Source organism: Rhodomicrobium vannielii ATCC 17100 (assembly GCF_000166055.1).
Lineage (GTDB): Bacteria > Pseudomonadota > Alphaproteobacteria > Rhizobiales > Rhodomicrobiaceae > Rhodomicrobium > Rhodomicrobium vannielii.
Map to the genome: position 1 here is coordinate 117,973 of NC_014664.1, position 16,108 is coordinate 134,080.

Consider the following 16,108-nt stretch of genomic DNA (forward strand, 5'->3'; position numbering starts at 1 on the left):
TGTCTCTCGTTTACTCGGCCGCTTTCGGCAGCGGGCCGCCGCCGATCTCGATGGCGGTCGGCTTCGGCGAGCCGAGCGCGCGCCACATTGCGACGACGCCGAACACCACCATCGACGCCACGACCAGCACGAACAGGCCGGACATCACCGCATCAACGTAGTTGTTGAAGATGATCTGGTTCATCTGCCCGACCGACTTCGCAGGCGCGAGGAGTCTACCCTCGGCCAGCGCCGTTTCGAAGCGGCTTGCCTGCGCGAGGAAGCCGATCTTCGGATCGGGATGGAAGAGCTTCTCAAGCCCCGCCGTCATGGTGCAGACGAGGAGCCACGTCGTCGGGATCAGCGTCACCCAAGCGTAGCGCTCGCGCTTCATCTTGAACAGGACGACGGTGCACAGGATAAGCGCGATGGCGGCGAGCATCTGGTTCGAGATGCCGAACAGCGGCCACAGCGTATTGATGCCACCCATCGGGTCGATCACGCCCTGATACAGGAAATACCCCCAGGCGGACACTGCAAGCGCGGAGCCGATGACATTGTTCACCCAGCTTTCGGTGTTCTTGAAGCGCGGGACGACGCTGCCGACGCTGTCCTGAATCATGAAGCGGGCAACACGCGTGCCCGCGTCCACGGTTGTCAGAATGAACAGCGCCTCAAACAGGATCGCGAAGTGGTACCAGATGCCCATCATCGTCTGGCCGCCGAGGAAGCCGGCGAGGATCTGCGCCATGCCGACGGCGAGCGTCGGCGCGCCGCCTGTGCGCGAGAGCAGCGTGTTCTCGCCCACGTCCTTCGCAAGTTGGGTCAGGTGATCGGGCGTAACGACGAAGCCCCAGTTCGAAATGACCTGCGCGGCACTTGCCGCGTCGGTGCCGATCAGCGCGGCCGGGCTGTTCATGGCGAAGTACACGCCCGGATGCAGCACTGTCGCGGCGATCATCGCCATGATGGCGACGAAGGATTCAGCCAGCATCGCGCCGTAACCGATGAAGCGGATCTGGCCCTCGTTCTCGATCATCTTCGGCGTCGTGCCGGATGCGATCAGCGAGTGGAAGCCCGAGACCGCGCCGCATGCGATGGTGATGAACAGGAACGGGAACAGGCTGCCCGCCCAGACGGGGCCCGAGCCGTCGATGAATTGCGTGACGGCTGGCATTTCGAGATTCGGCCGCACGATCAGAATGCCGATGGCGAGAAGGCCCATCGTGCCGATCTTCAGGAAGGTCGAGAGGTAGTCGCGCGGGGCGAGCAGCAGCCACACGGGCAGCACGGATGCGACGAAGCCGTAGCCGATGATAGCGAGCGCCAATTGCTCGCCGGAGAGGGTGAAATAATGCGCGAGCGCGGGATCTTCCGAGACGACCTTGCCATACATGAGCGCCGCGAGCAGCATCGCGATGCCGATGATGGACATCTCGCCGATGCGGCCGACGCGCAGGAAACGCGAATAGACGCCCATGAAGAGCGCAATCGGGATCGTGGCGAACACGGTGAACGTGCCCCAAGGCGAGCCGACGAGCGCCTTCACCACCACGAGCGCGAGCACCGCGAGCAGGATGATCATGATAAGCAGCACGCCTATCAGCGCGATGCCGCCCGCCACCGGCCCCATCTCCGAGCGGACCATGTCGCCGAGCGAGCGCCCGTCGCGGCGTGTCGAGAAGAACAGGATGATCATATCCTGCACGGCGCCCGCGAAAACGACGCCTACGAGGATCCAGAGCGTGCCGGGGAGGTAGCCCATCTGCGCCGCGAGCACCGGGCCGACGAGTGGACCAGCCCCCGCGATGGCCGCGAAGTGGTGGCCGAACAGCACGTAGCGGTTCGTCGGCACGTAATCGAGGCCGTCATTGTGCCGCCAGGCGGGCGTTGGCCGGGTCGGATCGACCCCGAGCACACGGCGCGAGATGAACAGCGCGTAGAAGCGATAAGCGATGAGGTAAACGCAGAGCGCGGCGATCACGAGCCAGGCGGCGCTGATCGGTTCGCCACGGGACAGCGCCACGACGCCGAGCGAACCGGCTCCGGCAAGCGCCACTACAAGCCACATCAAGATTTGTCTGATCGATAGGGAAGCGCTAGCGTGGCTGCTCATTTTTTCCTCCCGGTGCCGCATCGTCGTGCGGTTCCTTTTGCCCTTTTGCCGCTTTTGCGAATATGACAAACGGCCGCAGCATTGCGCAAAAAAGGGGAAAGTTTGTCGACTTTGCATCGTCGACTGGTTTCCCGCGATCTAAAATTTCGTGATCGGCGAAATCGCCTGTGGGCAGGGGATCGGCGCGCGGCGCAGAAGGCCGACGGGCCGCCTGGTGCTTCACGCGCAGTGAAAAGAGCGGCGCTGAGCGCGCCGCAGCGCGTTCATGAAGGTGTCGTCAACATTTGCGCGAGCGAAAACTTGAGATTGCGAGCCGTGGCTAGAGCTCTTTCTTGAGCGCATAGAGAAGGTCGAGAGCTTCGCGCGGGGAAAGACTATCCACATCGAGCGTGGCGAGCCGCTCAAGCACAGGATGTGGTGCGTCTGTTGCGTGATGCGCGACGGGAGCGGAAAACAGCGGCATGTCGGTGGGGAGCGTCAGCGGTCCGTGCGGCCCGGCGCCCGCTTCGAGTTGCGCGAGGATCTGCTTCGCGCGCGCCACCACCTGCTTCGGAACGCCCGCCAGCTTGGCCGCCTGCACGCCGTATGAGCGGTTCGCCGGGCCAACCTCGACGGCATGCAGGAACACGATGGTGTCCTTCCACTCCGTCACGGCCATGCGGACATTGCCCGCGCGCGGCAGGTCGTCGGCGAGGCGCGTCAGCTCGTGGTAATGCGTCGCGACGAGGCCCCGGCAGCGCGTCTCGTCGTGCAGATGTTCGAGCACGGCCCACGCGATGGAAAGGCCGTCGAAGGTGGCTGTGCCGCGCCCGATCTCGTCGAGGATGACGAGGCTGCGCTCTGTCGCGCGGTTGAGGATCGCGGCGGTCTCCGTCATCTCGACCATGAAGGTCGAGCGACCGCGCGCGAGGTCGTCGGCGGCGCCGATGCGCGCGAACAGCCGATCCGCCACGCCGATATGCGCCGAGGTTGCGGGCACGTAGGAACCCATCTGCGCGAGCACGGCAATAAGCGCATTCTGGCGGAGATAGGTAGACTTGCCCGCCATGTTCGGCCCGGTCACGACGAGGAAGCCCGGCGCGCGCTCGCCTGCACCATCGAGGCGGCAATCATTGCCGATGAAAGCGCCGCCCTCGCGCGTAAGCGCCTGCTCGACCGCCGGGTGCCGCCCACCCTCGACGAGAAAGGCGCGCGACGTGTCCACGCGCGGCCGCACGTAATTCTGTACCTGCGCGATTTCCGCGAGGCCGCCGACGCAATCGAGGCAGGCGAGCGCCTGCGCCGCTTCCGCGATGGCGTCCTCCCGTTCGAGCACGGCATCGGAAAGCTCGGCGAACAGCGCCTGCTCGCGCGCGAGCGCGTCGCCCTGCGCAGTGAGAATGCGGCTTTCCAGCGCCGCGAGTTCGTCGGTGGTGAAGCGAACCGCGCTCGCCAGCGTCTGCTTATGTCGGAACAACGCGGAATGCGGCTCGCCCATCAGCGCGGACGCTTGGCCGGGGCTCACCTCGATGAAGTAGCCGAAGACGTTGTTGTACTGGATCTTGAGCGTCTTGACGCCGGTTTGAGCGGCGTAATCGGCCTGAAGCTTCGCGAGCACCACCTTGCTGCTCGATGCAAGCTCGCGAAGCCCGTCAAGTGTGGCATCGAAGCCGGTCGCGATATAGCCGCTGTCCTTCGTGAGGAAGGGCACCACGCCGACGAGCGCCCGGTCGAGCTTACGCGCAAGAGCGCCGCCGTGATCGTCGCCGGTGAACGCGGCGAGCGCGGTCATCGCTTGCTTCAGATGCGCGGGCTGTGCCGGAGACGCCGCGAGCAGCGCGGCCACGTCGCCGCCCGCCCGCAATCCATCGCGGATTGCGCCGAGATCGCGCGGACCGCCGCGCTTGAGTTTCAGCCGCGACAGCGCGCGGCTCATGTCGGGCGCGGTCTTCAGGATATGGCGGATGCGCTCGCGCAAGGCCCAATCCTCTATCAGTGCCGCCACCGCGTCGAGCCGCTCATTGACGAGGCCGGAGTCGGCGGAGGGCGAGACGAGGCGGCTCATCAGTTCGCGCGCGCCCGCCGCCGTCACCGTGCGGTCGATGGCGGAGAAGACCGTTGGCGCGCCTTCGTTGTTCGGGCGGACGAGTTCGAGGCTCGCGCGCGTCGCCGCGTCGATGGCCATGAGCCGGGCGGGCTCGTCCCGGCGCGGCGGGCGAAGGGCAGGGCGCTCGCCCATCTGTGTCAGGTCGACATAATGCAGGAGCGCGCCGATGGCGATGAGGTCGCCATCCGTGAAGTCGCCGAGCCCGTCGAGCGCGGCCACCTCGAAGGCCTCTTTCAGCGCGCGTTCGCCCTTTGCGCGGCCGAAGCAGGCCCGCGATAGCGGCGACAGCGCCGCACCGGAAGCCTCGGCGGCGGCCTTTGACGTGCCGTCGCCAAGCTCGTCCTCCGCGATGAGGATTTCGGCCGGACGCAGGCGCAGAAGCTCTCCGCCGAGGTCCGGTGCGGACGCCTCCGACAGAAGAAACTCGCCCGTGGAGATATCGAGCGCGGCGATGTGGTAGCGCACGGCCACGGCCTTGCCGACCTTCGCGAGCGCGGCGAGGAAGTTGTTGCGGCCCGAGACGAGCAGCGCGTCTTCGGTGAGCGTGCCGGGTGTGACGAGCCGCACCACGTCGCGGCGAACGACGGCCTTGGGCCCGCGCTTCTTCGCAAGCTCCGGGTCTTCCAGCTGCTCGGCAACGGCGACGCGGAAGCCCTTCAAAATGAGCTTCTGCATGTAATCGTCGGCGCGCGCGACGGGCACGCCGCACATCGGGATGTCCTCGCCCGAGTGCTTGCCGCGCTTCGTAAGCTGGATGCCGAGTGCGCTCGCCGCCTTCACCGCATCGTCGAAGAACAACTCGAAGAAATCGCCCATGCGATAGAACAGCAGGAAGTCCGGGTTCTTTGCCTTGACGTCGAGATATTGGGCCATCATCGGAGTCGCGCGCGTTTCCGGGGAAACGCTGTCGGGAGTCGCGCGCGTTTCCGGGGAAACGCTGTCGGGCATGGCGCGCGCATCCGGGGAAGCGCTGTCCCCGGGCGCTTCTTTCGCCATGCTCTTTTGTCTGATGGAAGACATCGCCGCCCCTTCGCCGCCGACTCACTCGGGCGAGCCGCAAGCTTACCGAAGACGGGAGCCGTAAAAAGACCGCGCGAAGAGTTATCCCCGCCCGGCCATCGCGCCGCGATTCGGCGGCGGTTATTCGGCGGCGGCGACCGCGTCGCGCGTGGCTGGCGAAGCAAGGGCCGAAGCTGCGTCCTTCTCAAGCACGACCTTCTGATACAGCCCGCCGAAATACGATGACCGCCGCATCTCGGCCTTGCGCCACGCCTCCGGCATGAAGACGCGAAGATCGGTGCTCCAAAGCTCCTTCGCGAAGGGTTCGAGCCGCCCGATCACCGGATACCAGATCCAGCGCGCCGGGTGCCAAAGGCGCGGCTTCGCGTAGTCCACGATCACGAGCTTGCCGCCCGGCTTCAGCACGCGCAGCGCATGGGCAAGCGTCGCCTCGCGCACGTCGCGCGGCATCTCGTGCAGGAGGAAAAACAGGAGCACGCGGTCGAAGCTGGCATCTGTGAAGGGGAGGTCGGCGGAGCTGGAGGCGGTAAGGCTGACCGGCGCATCCTCCGGCAGCTTGGCGCGGAGGTTCTTCAACTGCACCGGCAGCGCGTCCACCACGTCGAGCGTGCCGCCGCCTGCCTTCGCCCGGTCCGCGATCCGCGCCGAGAGGTCGCCGTAGACGCAGGCGATCTGAAGCGTCGCGCCGGGAAGCTCATCGCCGAACTCGTCGAGCGCCGCCTCGCGAAGGGACTCGTAATTGCCCCACAGGATCAGATCGATCAGCCACTGCCGCTCAAATAGGCGGACTGCTGCTGGATGGACATAGGTCCACCAGTAGTACTTTTGCAGGTAGGCTGGCGGAGAATATGTGCCCTCCACCTCGAAGCCCTGATTTTTCTGGTGAAAAACCCCACCGCCGGAAACGGCGCGCGAGGTTATGACTGGCGCTTTCGCGCCCGTGGTCGAGGTGATTGACATCGCCCAAAATCTAGACACCACTATGGTTTCCTGCAAGTGAACGCCGCGCGATGCTGTCGCACAGTGTCGAATTTGCCGCAACTAAAGTCGTACGGCGGGGGGAAGCGTGAGCGTCACGCGCGTGCCGGTGCCGTGTGAGGTTTCGAGATCGAGCTTCGCTTTCGCATTTTCCTTCAGCGTCTGCACGATGAGCGCCCCGAGGTTGCCTTTCTCCGGCCAGTTCGTTTCGGGCGGCAGGCCCACGCCGTCATCTGCGACGACCACGCGCCCGCCGTCTTCGCCGCCGAGACATTCGACCGTGATGGTGCCGCCTTCGCGGCCCTGGAAGGCGTGTTTCAAGGCATTCGTCAAAAGTTCGTTGACCACAAGGCCGACCGGCATCGCGACATTGACCGACACCGGGAAGCCATCGGCCTTAAGTTCCAGGCGGACGCCCTCGGCAGCGTGGGAGCGCATAACGGCGGTGGCGAGCTGGCTGATATAGGAACCGAGGTCAACCTCGTCGCCATCGGGCTTTGCATTCAGGAAGCTGTAGAGAATGGCGAGCGCCTCGATGCGGCCGGCAAGCCGGTTGAGCGGCTCCTTGCCCTCGGGCCAGTGGCGCGACTCAAGGCGGATGAGCGCGGTGATGAGCTGGAGATTGTTTTTGACGCGGTGCTGAAGTTCCAGCAGCGCGAGATCGTTGTCCCCGCGCGACTTCGCAAAGTCGATTTCGTCGTCGTCGCCAACATAGGCGCTGACGTCGATCAACGCGACGAGCCGAAACGCGGGCTGTCCGTCGTCGCCGACGATAACGGACGAATAGACATCGGCGATGGCTGTCTCCGCGTCGGGCCGCGCAATGTGAAACACGCCGATATGATCGGCGTTGTCGTCTATGATCGCGGTCAGAAGATCGCGCTCGCCCTTTTCCGAGGCGTTGGCCAGCACATCCCAGGTCTTGCCAAGAACTTCGGTGAGCGGGACGCCGGCGATCTTCTCGAAGGCGGGGTTCGCGTAAATGATGCGCTCGTTCCCGTCCATCGCGCCGACCAGAATGGCGATCGGCATCTTGTCGAGGAATTGCTGGAAGCGGTCGTCATTCAGCGCTTCCGCAAGGTCGGGCATATCAAGAAGTTCTTCGACCTGCGTTTTGTCCGTGTCCGGCATGATTGGCTGAAGGTCTCCCTCGGCAACGTGATGTCTTGGAACAACGCCCTAATGTTCAGCTCAAGCTGGCAAGGATATGGCAGCAGAGCTGCTATTCATAGGGGCGCTTTAAACGGTAATTCAGACGTTTGCAACCGTCGAACATCTTGAAGCCCATTTACGGCGATTGGGATCGACTGCCCCGTTTCATCCTCGAAGCAAATATGAGGCCAACGGGCCGCGCGGCTACCCTCGCGTTCGATGCGGAGTGCGAGGCGGTTGGCGCGCCATTCGCTCGCCACGGCGAGGATGCAGGGCGGCGATGACAGGTCGAAGACGCTTTCGCCGTCGTCGTCGAAGATCGAAAGCGACAATCGGCTATGTCCGCCGGGAAAGATGCGAAGCGTGAGCGGGCCGGTTTCCCCAGAGGGCGAGGGACCGAGCGGAAGCATCGTTCCGGCGCGGACGAAGGCGGGCGCTCGCCCGAGCGGTGCGTCGACCCTATGCCAACCGGGCGCGAAATGCGCGCCGCCGTGAAGCGCATACCAGCCGCCGGGCGTGTCGGGTAGCCAGACGCGGCGTTCGCGTGCGCCGTCCTCGACAACGGGCGCGACGAGCATATCCGCGCCCAGCATGAACGCGTCGTGCTCGCCGTAGGCTTCGGCCTCGCCGGGGAAATCGTAAAACAGCGGCCGGAGGATCGGCTCGTGATGCGCATGCGCACGCCAGAGGAGCGTATACAGCAGCGGGACAAGTCGCTCACGAAGCTGGAACGCCTCACGAACGAGCGGTAGCAGCTCGGCATACATCCACGGCTCGTTGACGCTGCCGTCGTCGTTCCACGAGTGGATGCTGAACCTCGGCCAGAACACGCCCTGCTCGATCCAGCGCATGAAAAGCTCCGGGTCCGGCTTCGGCCCTGCGAAGCCGCCCACGTCGTGGCCGAAATTGTAGACGCCCGACAGGCTGAGGCCGTGCCCCATGCGCAGGTTATAGCGCAGCGTCTTCCATGAGGTGGCGTTGTCGCCCGTCCATGTCTGGGCGTAGCGCTGAAGGCCGGGGCCGCCCGAGCGCGAGACGAGGAAGGGGCGTTTGCGGGGCGCATGCTCGCGCTGGGCACGCTCCGACGCGCGCAGCATCAGGTTCGTCTGCACGGGCCGCAAGCAGGACATCGTGCCGCCGCGCCAATTCACATCCGCGCGCGCGTCGCCATCCCACACCTCGAATTCGTTGTTGTCGTTCCATGTCGCGGCGATGCCGTGGTCGAGGAGTTGCGCCTTGACCTGAGCCGTCCACCACGCGCTCGTCTCCGGATTGGTGAAATCGAGATAGGCGGCCTTGCCCGACCAGAACTGCGCGAGATGCGGGCGCTCGCCCTCCGCCTCGCGCACGAAGCCGCCGAAGCGCTCGACCTCCGCAAAGCGTGGGTGATCCGTCAGCATCGCGGGCTTCACATTGGCGACGAGCCGCACGCCGCTCGCGTTGAAGGCGGCTGCGACGCGTAGCGGTTCGGGGAAGCGCGTCCGGTCCCATGTGAAGACGTAGCGGCCTTCGCCGCGCTTCGTGTAGCCGGACGACATATGGAACGAGCCGCACGGCAGGGCGTGCTCGTGGATTTGCGCGAGGAATCCAGTGAGTTGCCGCTCGGCGTCCGGCGCTTCCGTATAGTGCATCGTCGAGCCGGAATAGGAGAGCGACCAGCGCGGCGGCATGGCGGTTCGCCCGGTCAGCGCGGTGAAGGCCGGGGTGATGTCGCGCGCCGAGCCGCCGAAGAACAGCCACAGGTCGAGATCGCCGTCTTCGGCCTCGAAGCTCGTGAACGGGCCGTGATAGGCGTCGATCTCCTGGCCCATGTCGAAGGCGGCGTGGCTGAGGTTATCGTAGAAGAGGCCGACGGCGGGCGCGCTCGCGTCGGGGCGCAACGCGATGAAGAACGGGATGTGCTTGTAGAGCGGATCGGATGTCTCGGCGTCGTAGCCCATCGCGTCGGAGGTCTTCATGCGCAAGCGGCGGCCGCGCTTGTTCGCGTCGCCAGTCTTTTCGCCGAAACCGTAATAGGCCGTTGCCGGGTCGCAGCAAAGATAATGCGCGAAGCGGTTGCCGCGCTCGTCGAACAGGTAGCTTTGCGTCTGCCGGTCGGTAAGCGCCAAGCGGAACGGCTCGCCTTCGTGCTCGCGGAAGGACCACGTAAGGCCAAGCGGCGCGCGGCGGATCTCCGCGCGCATCAGCACCGTTTCGATGACGATCGCGCGGGGTGTCTCGTCGGCGGTGCGGATCGGCTCGTTCGGAAGGCCGGTCTCGTCCAGCCGGTCGCGACCGTCGATGGCGTCATCGCCCGAAAGCTCCGGCGAAAGCGACCACGTGCGCGGGCAGCGAAGCCCATGAGGCCGCGTCACGAGGAGCCGCGCAGTCCGCGCCCCATGAAAGGAAAGCGTGAGCCGATAGCCGCGCTCAAGTTCAATCTCGGCACGGTTTCCCGTCGCCGAAAGAAGGGTTCCACCCGTCAACGCCCGCATGCGCCGACCCTGCGACGCGAAAATGGCCGCATCGCGGCTTGATTTAGGCGAGCGGCGGCGCGTCGGTGCGGACGGCCCAGCGCAGGCGCGCCGAGCGCGCGCGCGGGTTGGCGGCCACCTCGTCCTCGCCTGGCTCCACGCCGTGGCGGTCGCGAAGCTCGAAGGTTGGCGCGGTGCTGTCCCCGGCGTCGGGAATGTAGCGCGATGCTTTCGCGCGTTTGCCCGAGCGCTCCGCGAGGAAGCGCTTCACGATGCGGTCTTCGAGCGAATGGAAGCTGACAACCACAAGCCGCCCGCCGGGCTTGAGCAGCCGTTCGGCCGCTTCGAGCGCGCGCGTGAGTTCCCCGAGTTCGTCGTTCACATAAAGGCGCAGTGCCTGAAAGCTGCGGGTGGCCGGGTGCTTCGGATCGCCGGGCTTGTGGCCGAGCACGCGCGCTATCAGCGCCGCAAGCTGGCCCGTGCGCTCGAAGGGCGCCGTCTCGCGATCCTTCACGATGGCCGCCGCGATGGCGCGTGAGCGGCGTTCCTCGCCGAACGTATAGAGAATGTCGGCGATGGCGTCTTTTTCGTAGGTGTTGACGACATCGGCGGCGGAGAGGCCGCTCGACGACATGCGCATGTCGAGCGGGCCGTCGCGCATGAAGGAGAAGCCGCGTTCCGCCTCGTCGAGCTGCATGGACGAGACGCCCAGATCGAGCACGACACCGTCGAGCGCGTCCCAGCCGATCCCGTGCGCGGCGTCTTCCATCTCGGAAAAGGGTGTTTCGGCGAGTTTCAACCGGCCCGCAAAGGCGGTTTCGAGTGCGCAGGCCCCCGCTATCGCGGTCGGGTCGCGGTCGAGGCCGAGCACGTCGCAATGCGCGGCTTCAAGGATGGCGCGAGCATATCCGCCCGCGCCAAAGGTGCCGTCAATGAAGCGTTCCCCCACCCCTGGATGCAACGCTTCCAGCACTTCCCTCAGTAGCACCGGGATGTGACGGATCGGTCCGCTGTCGGGAGACGGGCCCTCTACCGGTCTCCCGCGATCCGCCACATCCCTGGTGCCCCCACGTCTGCGCCGCTTCATCAGCGGCTCCCCGCGCCGAGCTCTTTGCGAAGCGCAAGCGCTTGTTCGCGCGCGCGTTCACGAAACTTGTTGTAAGCCTCTGGTTCCCAGATCTGAAACTTGTTGCCAAGGCCGACGAAAACCGCCGTCTCTGTAATTCCGGCATGATCGCGAAGCCGCTTCGGCAGGACGGTGCGCCCGTCCGGGTCCACTTTGAGCTTTTCGCACTCGCCGAAATAGACGAGTTCGAGTGCTTCGCGAAGGGCGCTGCCCGTAGGCTGCCGCCCGACAATTTCTTTGATTTCCTCGACCAACCGAGAGCCTCCAGCTTCGATCGTAGCGTAGTCGAGATGCGGGTAGCAGTGAATTTCGCTCGTGCCTTCCTGTGCAAGGACGGCGCGAAACGGCGCAGGAATTGCGACGCGCCCGCGTTGGTCAACCTTGCTGTCGATGCGCGAAGCAAATTCATCCATCCCTCAAATCCACGCCTCCGCCCAAAACGCACACTGCGACGGCTTGCGCATCTGGTGCCGTGGCAAATCTTTAACCGAAACCCGCTACTACCCATAAATGCCCAGACGGCGAAAAACCAGAGTTGTACACGAACTATCGACTTGGATGGTCAAGTGACGACATAAAATTTCAAAAATTAAGCTATAAACGTCCGTTCTGCGCGAAAAGCGAAGGATCGGAGGGAGAAACCTTGCCGTGCTGTGGCCTTGCCCGGCGAAAGCTGTTTTCTCTCCCTCCGAATCGCCCCCTTCCGAACGGGCATTTATGGGATAACATGGGTAAGTGTGGGCGTCAACAGACGGCTATCGCGCGTTGCATAAAGGTAAGGAAAACGTGAACGGCGGGCGCGATAGGCGCATTTGATCGGTTGAAATAGGCCCCGGGAGCCCCGCGCGTCGTTGCGGTGGCCGTTGCCGCATGAAGGGCGCGGGCGTTTTTCGTTCCTGGCGCTCTATTCAGTGACGTTCGCCAGGCGCGCCCATCGAAAGAGGCGAAGGCGTCGCTCGCCGCGCTGGCACCCACGCGAGCCCATCGGCTCAAGGCGTAGCAACGGCGCTCGGCGTTCCGGCACGCGTTTGCGGCGGGATGCGCTTTTCGGCGAGCCCGTTGCGGATGATCCCAGTTTAGAGGCGAAAAGCTTTCCGCTGGCGGGGCGCGCGGCTGGCGTCAGCGAGAGGCGCGTGTGCGGCACGCCGCTTCGCCGGGGCCGCTCACCAATGGCGCGGATAAGAGAAGGCGGAGCGCTCCCGCCGTTTCCAACCTTCGAACGACACGTGCTCGGGGGGAGATGGGCCAGCGAGCGCCCTACTTCTGCAAATCCCCGATGTCGCGATAATGGTCGAGCGCGTCGGGGTTCGCGAGCGCCTCGGTGTTCTTGACCGCGCGGCCATGCACGATGTCGCGCACGGCGATTTCGGTGATCTTGCCCGATTTCGTGCGCGGGATGTCCGGCACCTGCACGATCACGGCAGGGACATGGCGCGGACTCGCTCCGTGGCGGATCTTCGCCTTTATTGTCTGCTTCAGCCCTTCGTCGAACACCGCCCCCGCTTTCAGCACCACGAACAGCACGACGCGCACGTCGTTGTCCCAGTCCTGCCCGATGACGATGGCTTCCTTGATCTCCTCAAGCTGCTCCACCTGCCGGTAAATTTCGGCCGTGCCGATGCGCACGCCGCCGGGGTTGAGCGTGGCGTCGGAGCGGCCATGAATGACGATGCCGCCATTCTCGGTCCACTCCGCGAAGTCGCCATGGTGCCACAGGCCGGGGAAACGGTCGAAATAGGCGTTGTGGTATTTTGTGCCGTCCGCGTCGTTCCAGAAATAGACCGGGATCGACGGGAACGGCTTCAGGCACACGAGTTCGCCCTTGCCGTGGTCGAGATGCCGCCCCTCATCGTCGAACACGTCGACAGCCATGCCTAGGCCCGCCCCCTGAATTTCGCCGCGCCACACGGGCGATAGCGGATTGCCGAGCACGAAACAGCCGCAGATGTCGGTGCCGCCCGAGATCGAGGCGAGATGCACGTCCGGCTTGATGGCGTCGTAGACGTAGTCGAAGCTTTCGGGCGCGAGCGGCGAGCCGGTGGAGGTGATCATGCGCACGCTCGAAAGCCGGTGCGTGTCGCGTGGGCGAAGCCCCGCCTTCTTCAGCGAGTCGATGTATTTCGCCGAGGTGCCGAAAATGTCGATGCCGACTTCGTCCGCGAGGTCGAACAGCACGTTGCCGTCGGGATGGAACGGCGAGCCGTCATAGAGGACGAGCGTCGCGCCGGTCGCCAGCCCCGCGACGAGCCAGTTCCACATCATCCAGCCGCAGGTGGTGAAATAGAAGAGCTTGTCGCCGTCGCGCAGGTCGCAGTGAAGCTGATGCTCCTTCATCTGCTGCATGAGCGCGCCGCCGCCCGAGTGCACGATGCATTTCGGCGTGCCGGTCGTGCCGGAGGAATACAGAATATAGAGCGGGTGCGAGAAGGGCAGGCGGGTGAATTCCACGTCCGTCGCGGGATGCGCGGCGAGCACTTCGTCCCAGGCGCGCGCCTTCGGGCACGCCGCCGCCACGTCGCCCGCGCGGCCGAGATAGGGCACGATCCACGCCTGTTCGATGCTCGGGATCTTGGCGACGATCTCCGCCACCTTGTCGCCGGTATAGAGCGTCTTGCCCGCGTAATAATAGCCGTCGCAGGCGATGAACAGTTTCGGCTCGATCTGGCCGAAGCGGTCGAGGACGCCCTGAACGCCGAAATCGGGCGATGCGCTCGACCAGATTGCGCCGAGCGACGCCGCCGCGAGCAGCGCGATGATGGCTTCGGGCATGTTCGGGATCAGCGCCGCCACGCGGTCGCCTTCGCCGATGCCCGCCGCGCGCATGGCCTGTTGCGCGCTCGAAACTGCGGCGTGAAGCTCGGCCCACGAGAGTGTGCGCGCAACCTTGTCCTCGCCGCGGAAGATGAGCGCGGGCGTGTCGTCCTTCTTGCGGAGCAGGTTCTCCGCGAAATTCAGCCGCGCGCCCTCGAAGAAGCGCGATGTCTCGAACTTGTCGCCTTGGACGAAGATCGGGCCGTCGCCGCGCTCGCCGATCAGCCCCATGAAATCCCACGCCTTCGCCCAGAAGGCTTCCGTCTCGCGGACGGAATAAGAATGAATGTCGGCGTAGGTGCGAAGATCGAGGCCGTCCGCTGCGTTCACCTCCGCCATGAGGCGCGCCAGGCGCGAGTTTTCCACGGACTTTTCGGCAGGGGACCAAAGCGGCGGCAATTTCATGTGCAGTCTCCGATGCAAAGACTCGCCAGCGTCACAAAGTGTTTTTAAACCTTAACGCTCACCCGTTCGGGTGAAGCGGCGAAGCCGTGTGCTATGGCGCATCAAGCTTCAGCGTGGTTGTTTTCCTCACCTGCTTCAAGATGTATCAGATTACGCAAAAAGTTCGATATGTTTTGAAGAGTCTCGCGGCGGCGGGGCTGTGCGCCGGGCTGGCGCTGGTCTTTTTCGCTGTGGCGGTTCCGCGCTTCTTCGACGGTGACGTGGCGCGTAAAAGCTTCGTGAAGGCGCTGTCAGCTTGGAGCGGCGGCAAGGTCACGCTCGCGGGCCAACTTCGCATAGCGAGTTTCGCCACGCTTTCGGTCGAGGCGAGCGATGTCCGCTTCCATGACGCGCCCGGGCTCGATCCGGTGCAGCGAGGAAGTGCCGAAACTGTCACGGCCGTCGTGAATCTCTCCTCCCTGTTGCTTGGCGACCTCGAATACAGGAAATTCGTCGTCTCATCGCCTCGTTTCGTGCTGAAGCGCGATGCGGGCGGGCGCGCGGCCGACGAACTCGCGGCGGCGAGGCTCGCACTCACGCTGGTGGACCGCAGCAGCCTTCCGGACATCCAATTGCGCGACCCGGTGTTCTATATCGCCGACGGCGCCCTTCGCCCTTACCGGCGCGTCGCCTTCGAACGCATCACGTTGAAGCGGCCGGACAGCGCGGCAGCGGCTCCCTTCGCCTTGAGCATGCGCAAGCCCGGTTTCGAGCTTGCTTTCAAGGGCGAGCGCAACGGGCAGAAGGTATCGGGCCAGCTCAAGCTCGTGGCGGCGGGCGACCATCCGCTTGCCGCTCATCTGATTGCGGCGCTGGCGCCATGGGAAACGGCGACCGGTTTTTCTCTTGAAGGGGATCTCACCTGGTCGCGCGAGCGCTTCTCCCTCGATAACGCGTCTCTCTCGTTCGGCGACAGAACTGCGACGGGCGTGCTCGCGCTCGATGTCTCGGATGATCCCGCGCGGCTCGAAGGCACGCTCGCTTACGACACGCTGGACGTGACGCCGATGTGGGCCGCCGCACGAGCCGCCGCCGCCCCTTCCAACGGGGGCGAAGCGGATGGTTCGCCGGGCGTCGTCTCCCCGCCCGCCCGCGTTGAACGGCGCGCGGTCGACCTCGACATACGTCTCTCCGCCGACCGCCTCCGCGCGGGCGCTTTCGAAGCCGGGCCGGTCGCATTGGCCGTATCGGCGCGGAGCGGGCATCTTTCCATAGACGTCGCGGAACTCGCGCTTTTTGGCGGTAATGCAATCGCGAGGGTGGAAATCGACCCGGCGCGGCCCGGTGCGCTGTGGGTAACCGGCACGGCGAAACGGCTCGACGCTGGCGCGCTTGCGTCGGCGCTGCAACTGCCGCTTTCGGTGCGCGGGCCGGCGACTGTGCGGCTCGGGTTGAACGTGCCGCTTGGCGCCGAGGCCGCGCTGCCGGAGACGGGCACGGCATCGGGAAGCTTTGCGCTTCTTTTTCCGCTCGGTGGATCGCTCGATGGTGTGGCCGGGCGCGCGCTCGGCGCGGCTGTCGCTGGACCGGCCCCTCTTGCAACCGGTCGTGAGCGGTTTCCCTTTGCAGCGGCACGCATCGACGGGAGGTTGACCAGCGGCGGCGTCGATCTCGATGTCCAAGGGCAGCACGAGGGGCAGAAGATCGAGGGAAAGCTCAGGATCGCGTTGCCCGACGCTGCCGTGAGCGGCACGCTGTCCACACGCCGCGAGGAAGCGCCGGTTGCGACGAGCGGCGCATCCAAGGGTGGCGCGGCGAGCGGAAGCGTCGCCGCACGGTCGTCTAAGCTCGTGCTCTCGGGAACGGCCGCAGCGCCCGTCCTCTCATCGCACGAGTCCAGCCTTTCCAATTGAAGCGCTCCGAATGGCGTGTGGCGGTCAGGCCAAGGGCGCGTTCAGGATTGTGCCTTCGGAAGCGGGCTTTGCGCGCCTGTGCGACGGCAT

At 65.1% G+C, this 16,108-nt stretch carries 9 protein-coding genes; 1 reads left to right on the plus strand and 8 read right to left on the minus strand.

Annotated features, from left to right (window positions below):
- Nucleotides 1-10: 10 nt before the first annotated feature.
- From RVAN_RS00515 to RVAN_RS00550, 8 genes are all read right to left on the minus strand, one after another.
- Nucleotides 11-2,095 (minus strand): carbon starvation CstA family protein, encoded by a 2,085-nt coding sequence (locus RVAN_RS00515; protein WP_013417801.1) that lies wholly within the window; start codon nt 2,093-2,095, stop codon nt 11-13.
- 319 nt (nt 2,096-2,414) lie between these two features.
- Nucleotides 2,415-5,201, minus strand: coding sequence for a DNA mismatch repair protein MutS (gene mutS, locus RVAN_RS00520; RefSeq protein ID WP_013417802.1), 2,787 nt, complete (start codon nt 5,199-5,201; stop codon nt 2,415-2,417).
- 120 nt (nt 5,202-5,321) lie between these two features.
- Nucleotides 5,322-6,161, minus strand: coding sequence for a rhodoquinone biosynthesis methyltransferase RquA (rquA, locus tag RVAN_RS00525; protein ID WP_155942300.1), 840 nt, complete (start codon nt 6,159-6,161; stop codon nt 5,322-5,324).
- 81 nt (nt 6,162-6,242) lie between these two features.
- Entirely contained in the window at nt 6,243-7,310 is a 1,068-nt protein-coding gene (locus RVAN_RS00530) for a sensor histidine kinase (protein WP_013417804.1), read from the minus strand.
- A 95-nt stretch (nt 7,311-7,405) separates the two neighbouring features.
- Nucleotides 7,406-9,805, minus strand: coding sequence for a TIM-barrel domain-containing protein (locus tag RVAN_RS00535; RefSeq protein WP_013417805.1), 2,400 nt, complete (start codon nt 9,803-9,805; stop codon nt 7,406-7,408).
- A gap of 43 nt (nt 9,806-9,848) precedes the next feature.
- Nucleotides 9,849-10,871, minus strand: coding sequence for a 16S rRNA (cytosine(1402)-N(4))-methyltransferase RsmH (gene rsmH / locus RVAN_RS00540; RefSeq protein WP_013417806.1), 1,023 nt, complete (start codon nt 10,869-10,871; stop codon nt 9,849-9,851).
- Entirely contained in the window at nt 10,871-11,323 is a 453-nt protein-coding gene (locus RVAN_RS00545; protein ID WP_013417807.1) for a division/cell wall cluster transcriptional repressor MraZ, read from the minus strand. Before RVAN_RS00545 ends, rsmH begins: the two co-directional genes overlap by 1 nt.
- 844 nt (nt 11,324-12,167) lie before the next feature.
- Complete coding sequence (locus RVAN_RS00550) at nt 12,168-14,126, minus strand: acetoacetate--CoA ligase (protein ID WP_013417808.1); 1,959 nt, start codon at nt 14,124-14,126, stop codon at nt 12,168-12,170.
- A gap of 173 nt (nt 14,127-14,299) precedes the next feature.
- Here RVAN_RS00550 and RVAN_RS00555 point away from each other — a divergent pair, with 173 nt between their 5' ends.
- Nucleotides 14,300-16,018, plus strand: coding sequence for an AsmA family protein (locus tag RVAN_RS00555; protein ID WP_169309492.1), 1,719 nt, complete (start codon nt 14,300-14,302; stop codon nt 16,016-16,018).
- The last annotated feature ends 90 nt before the right edge of the window (nt 16,019-16,108 follow it).

Bases quoted from the DNA above. Each gene is read 5' to 3' on its own strand.
- RVAN_RS00515 (WP_013417801.1), bottom strand. From the start codon at position 2,095: ATGAGCAGCCACGCTAGCGCTTCCCTATCGATCAGACAAATCTTGATG.
- mutS (WP_013417802.1), bottom strand. From the start codon at position 5,201: ATGTCTTCCATCAGACAAAAGAGCATGGCGAAAGAAGCGCCCGGGGAC.
- rquA (WP_155942300.1), bottom strand. From the start codon at position 6,161: ATGTCAATCACCTCGACCACGGGCGCGAAAGCGCCAGTCATAACCTCG.
- RVAN_RS00530 (WP_013417804.1), bottom strand. From the start codon at position 7,310: ATGCCGGACACGGACAAAACGCAGGTCGAAGAACTTCTTGATATGCCC.
- RVAN_RS00535 (WP_013417805.1), bottom strand. From the start codon at position 9,805: ATGCGGGCGTTGACGGGTGGAACCCTTCTTTCGGCGACGGGAAACCGT.
- rsmH (WP_013417806.1), bottom strand. From the start codon at position 10,871: ATGAAGCGGCGCAGACGTGGGGGCACCAGGGATGTGGCGGATCGCGGG.
- RVAN_RS00545 (WP_013417807.1), bottom strand. From the start codon at position 11,323: ATGGATGAATTTGCTTCGCGCATCGACAGCAAGGTTGACCAACGCGGG.
- RVAN_RS00550 (WP_013417808.1), bottom strand. From the start codon at position 14,126: ATGAAATTGCCGCCGCTTTGGTCCCCTGCCGAAAAGTCCGTGGAAAAC.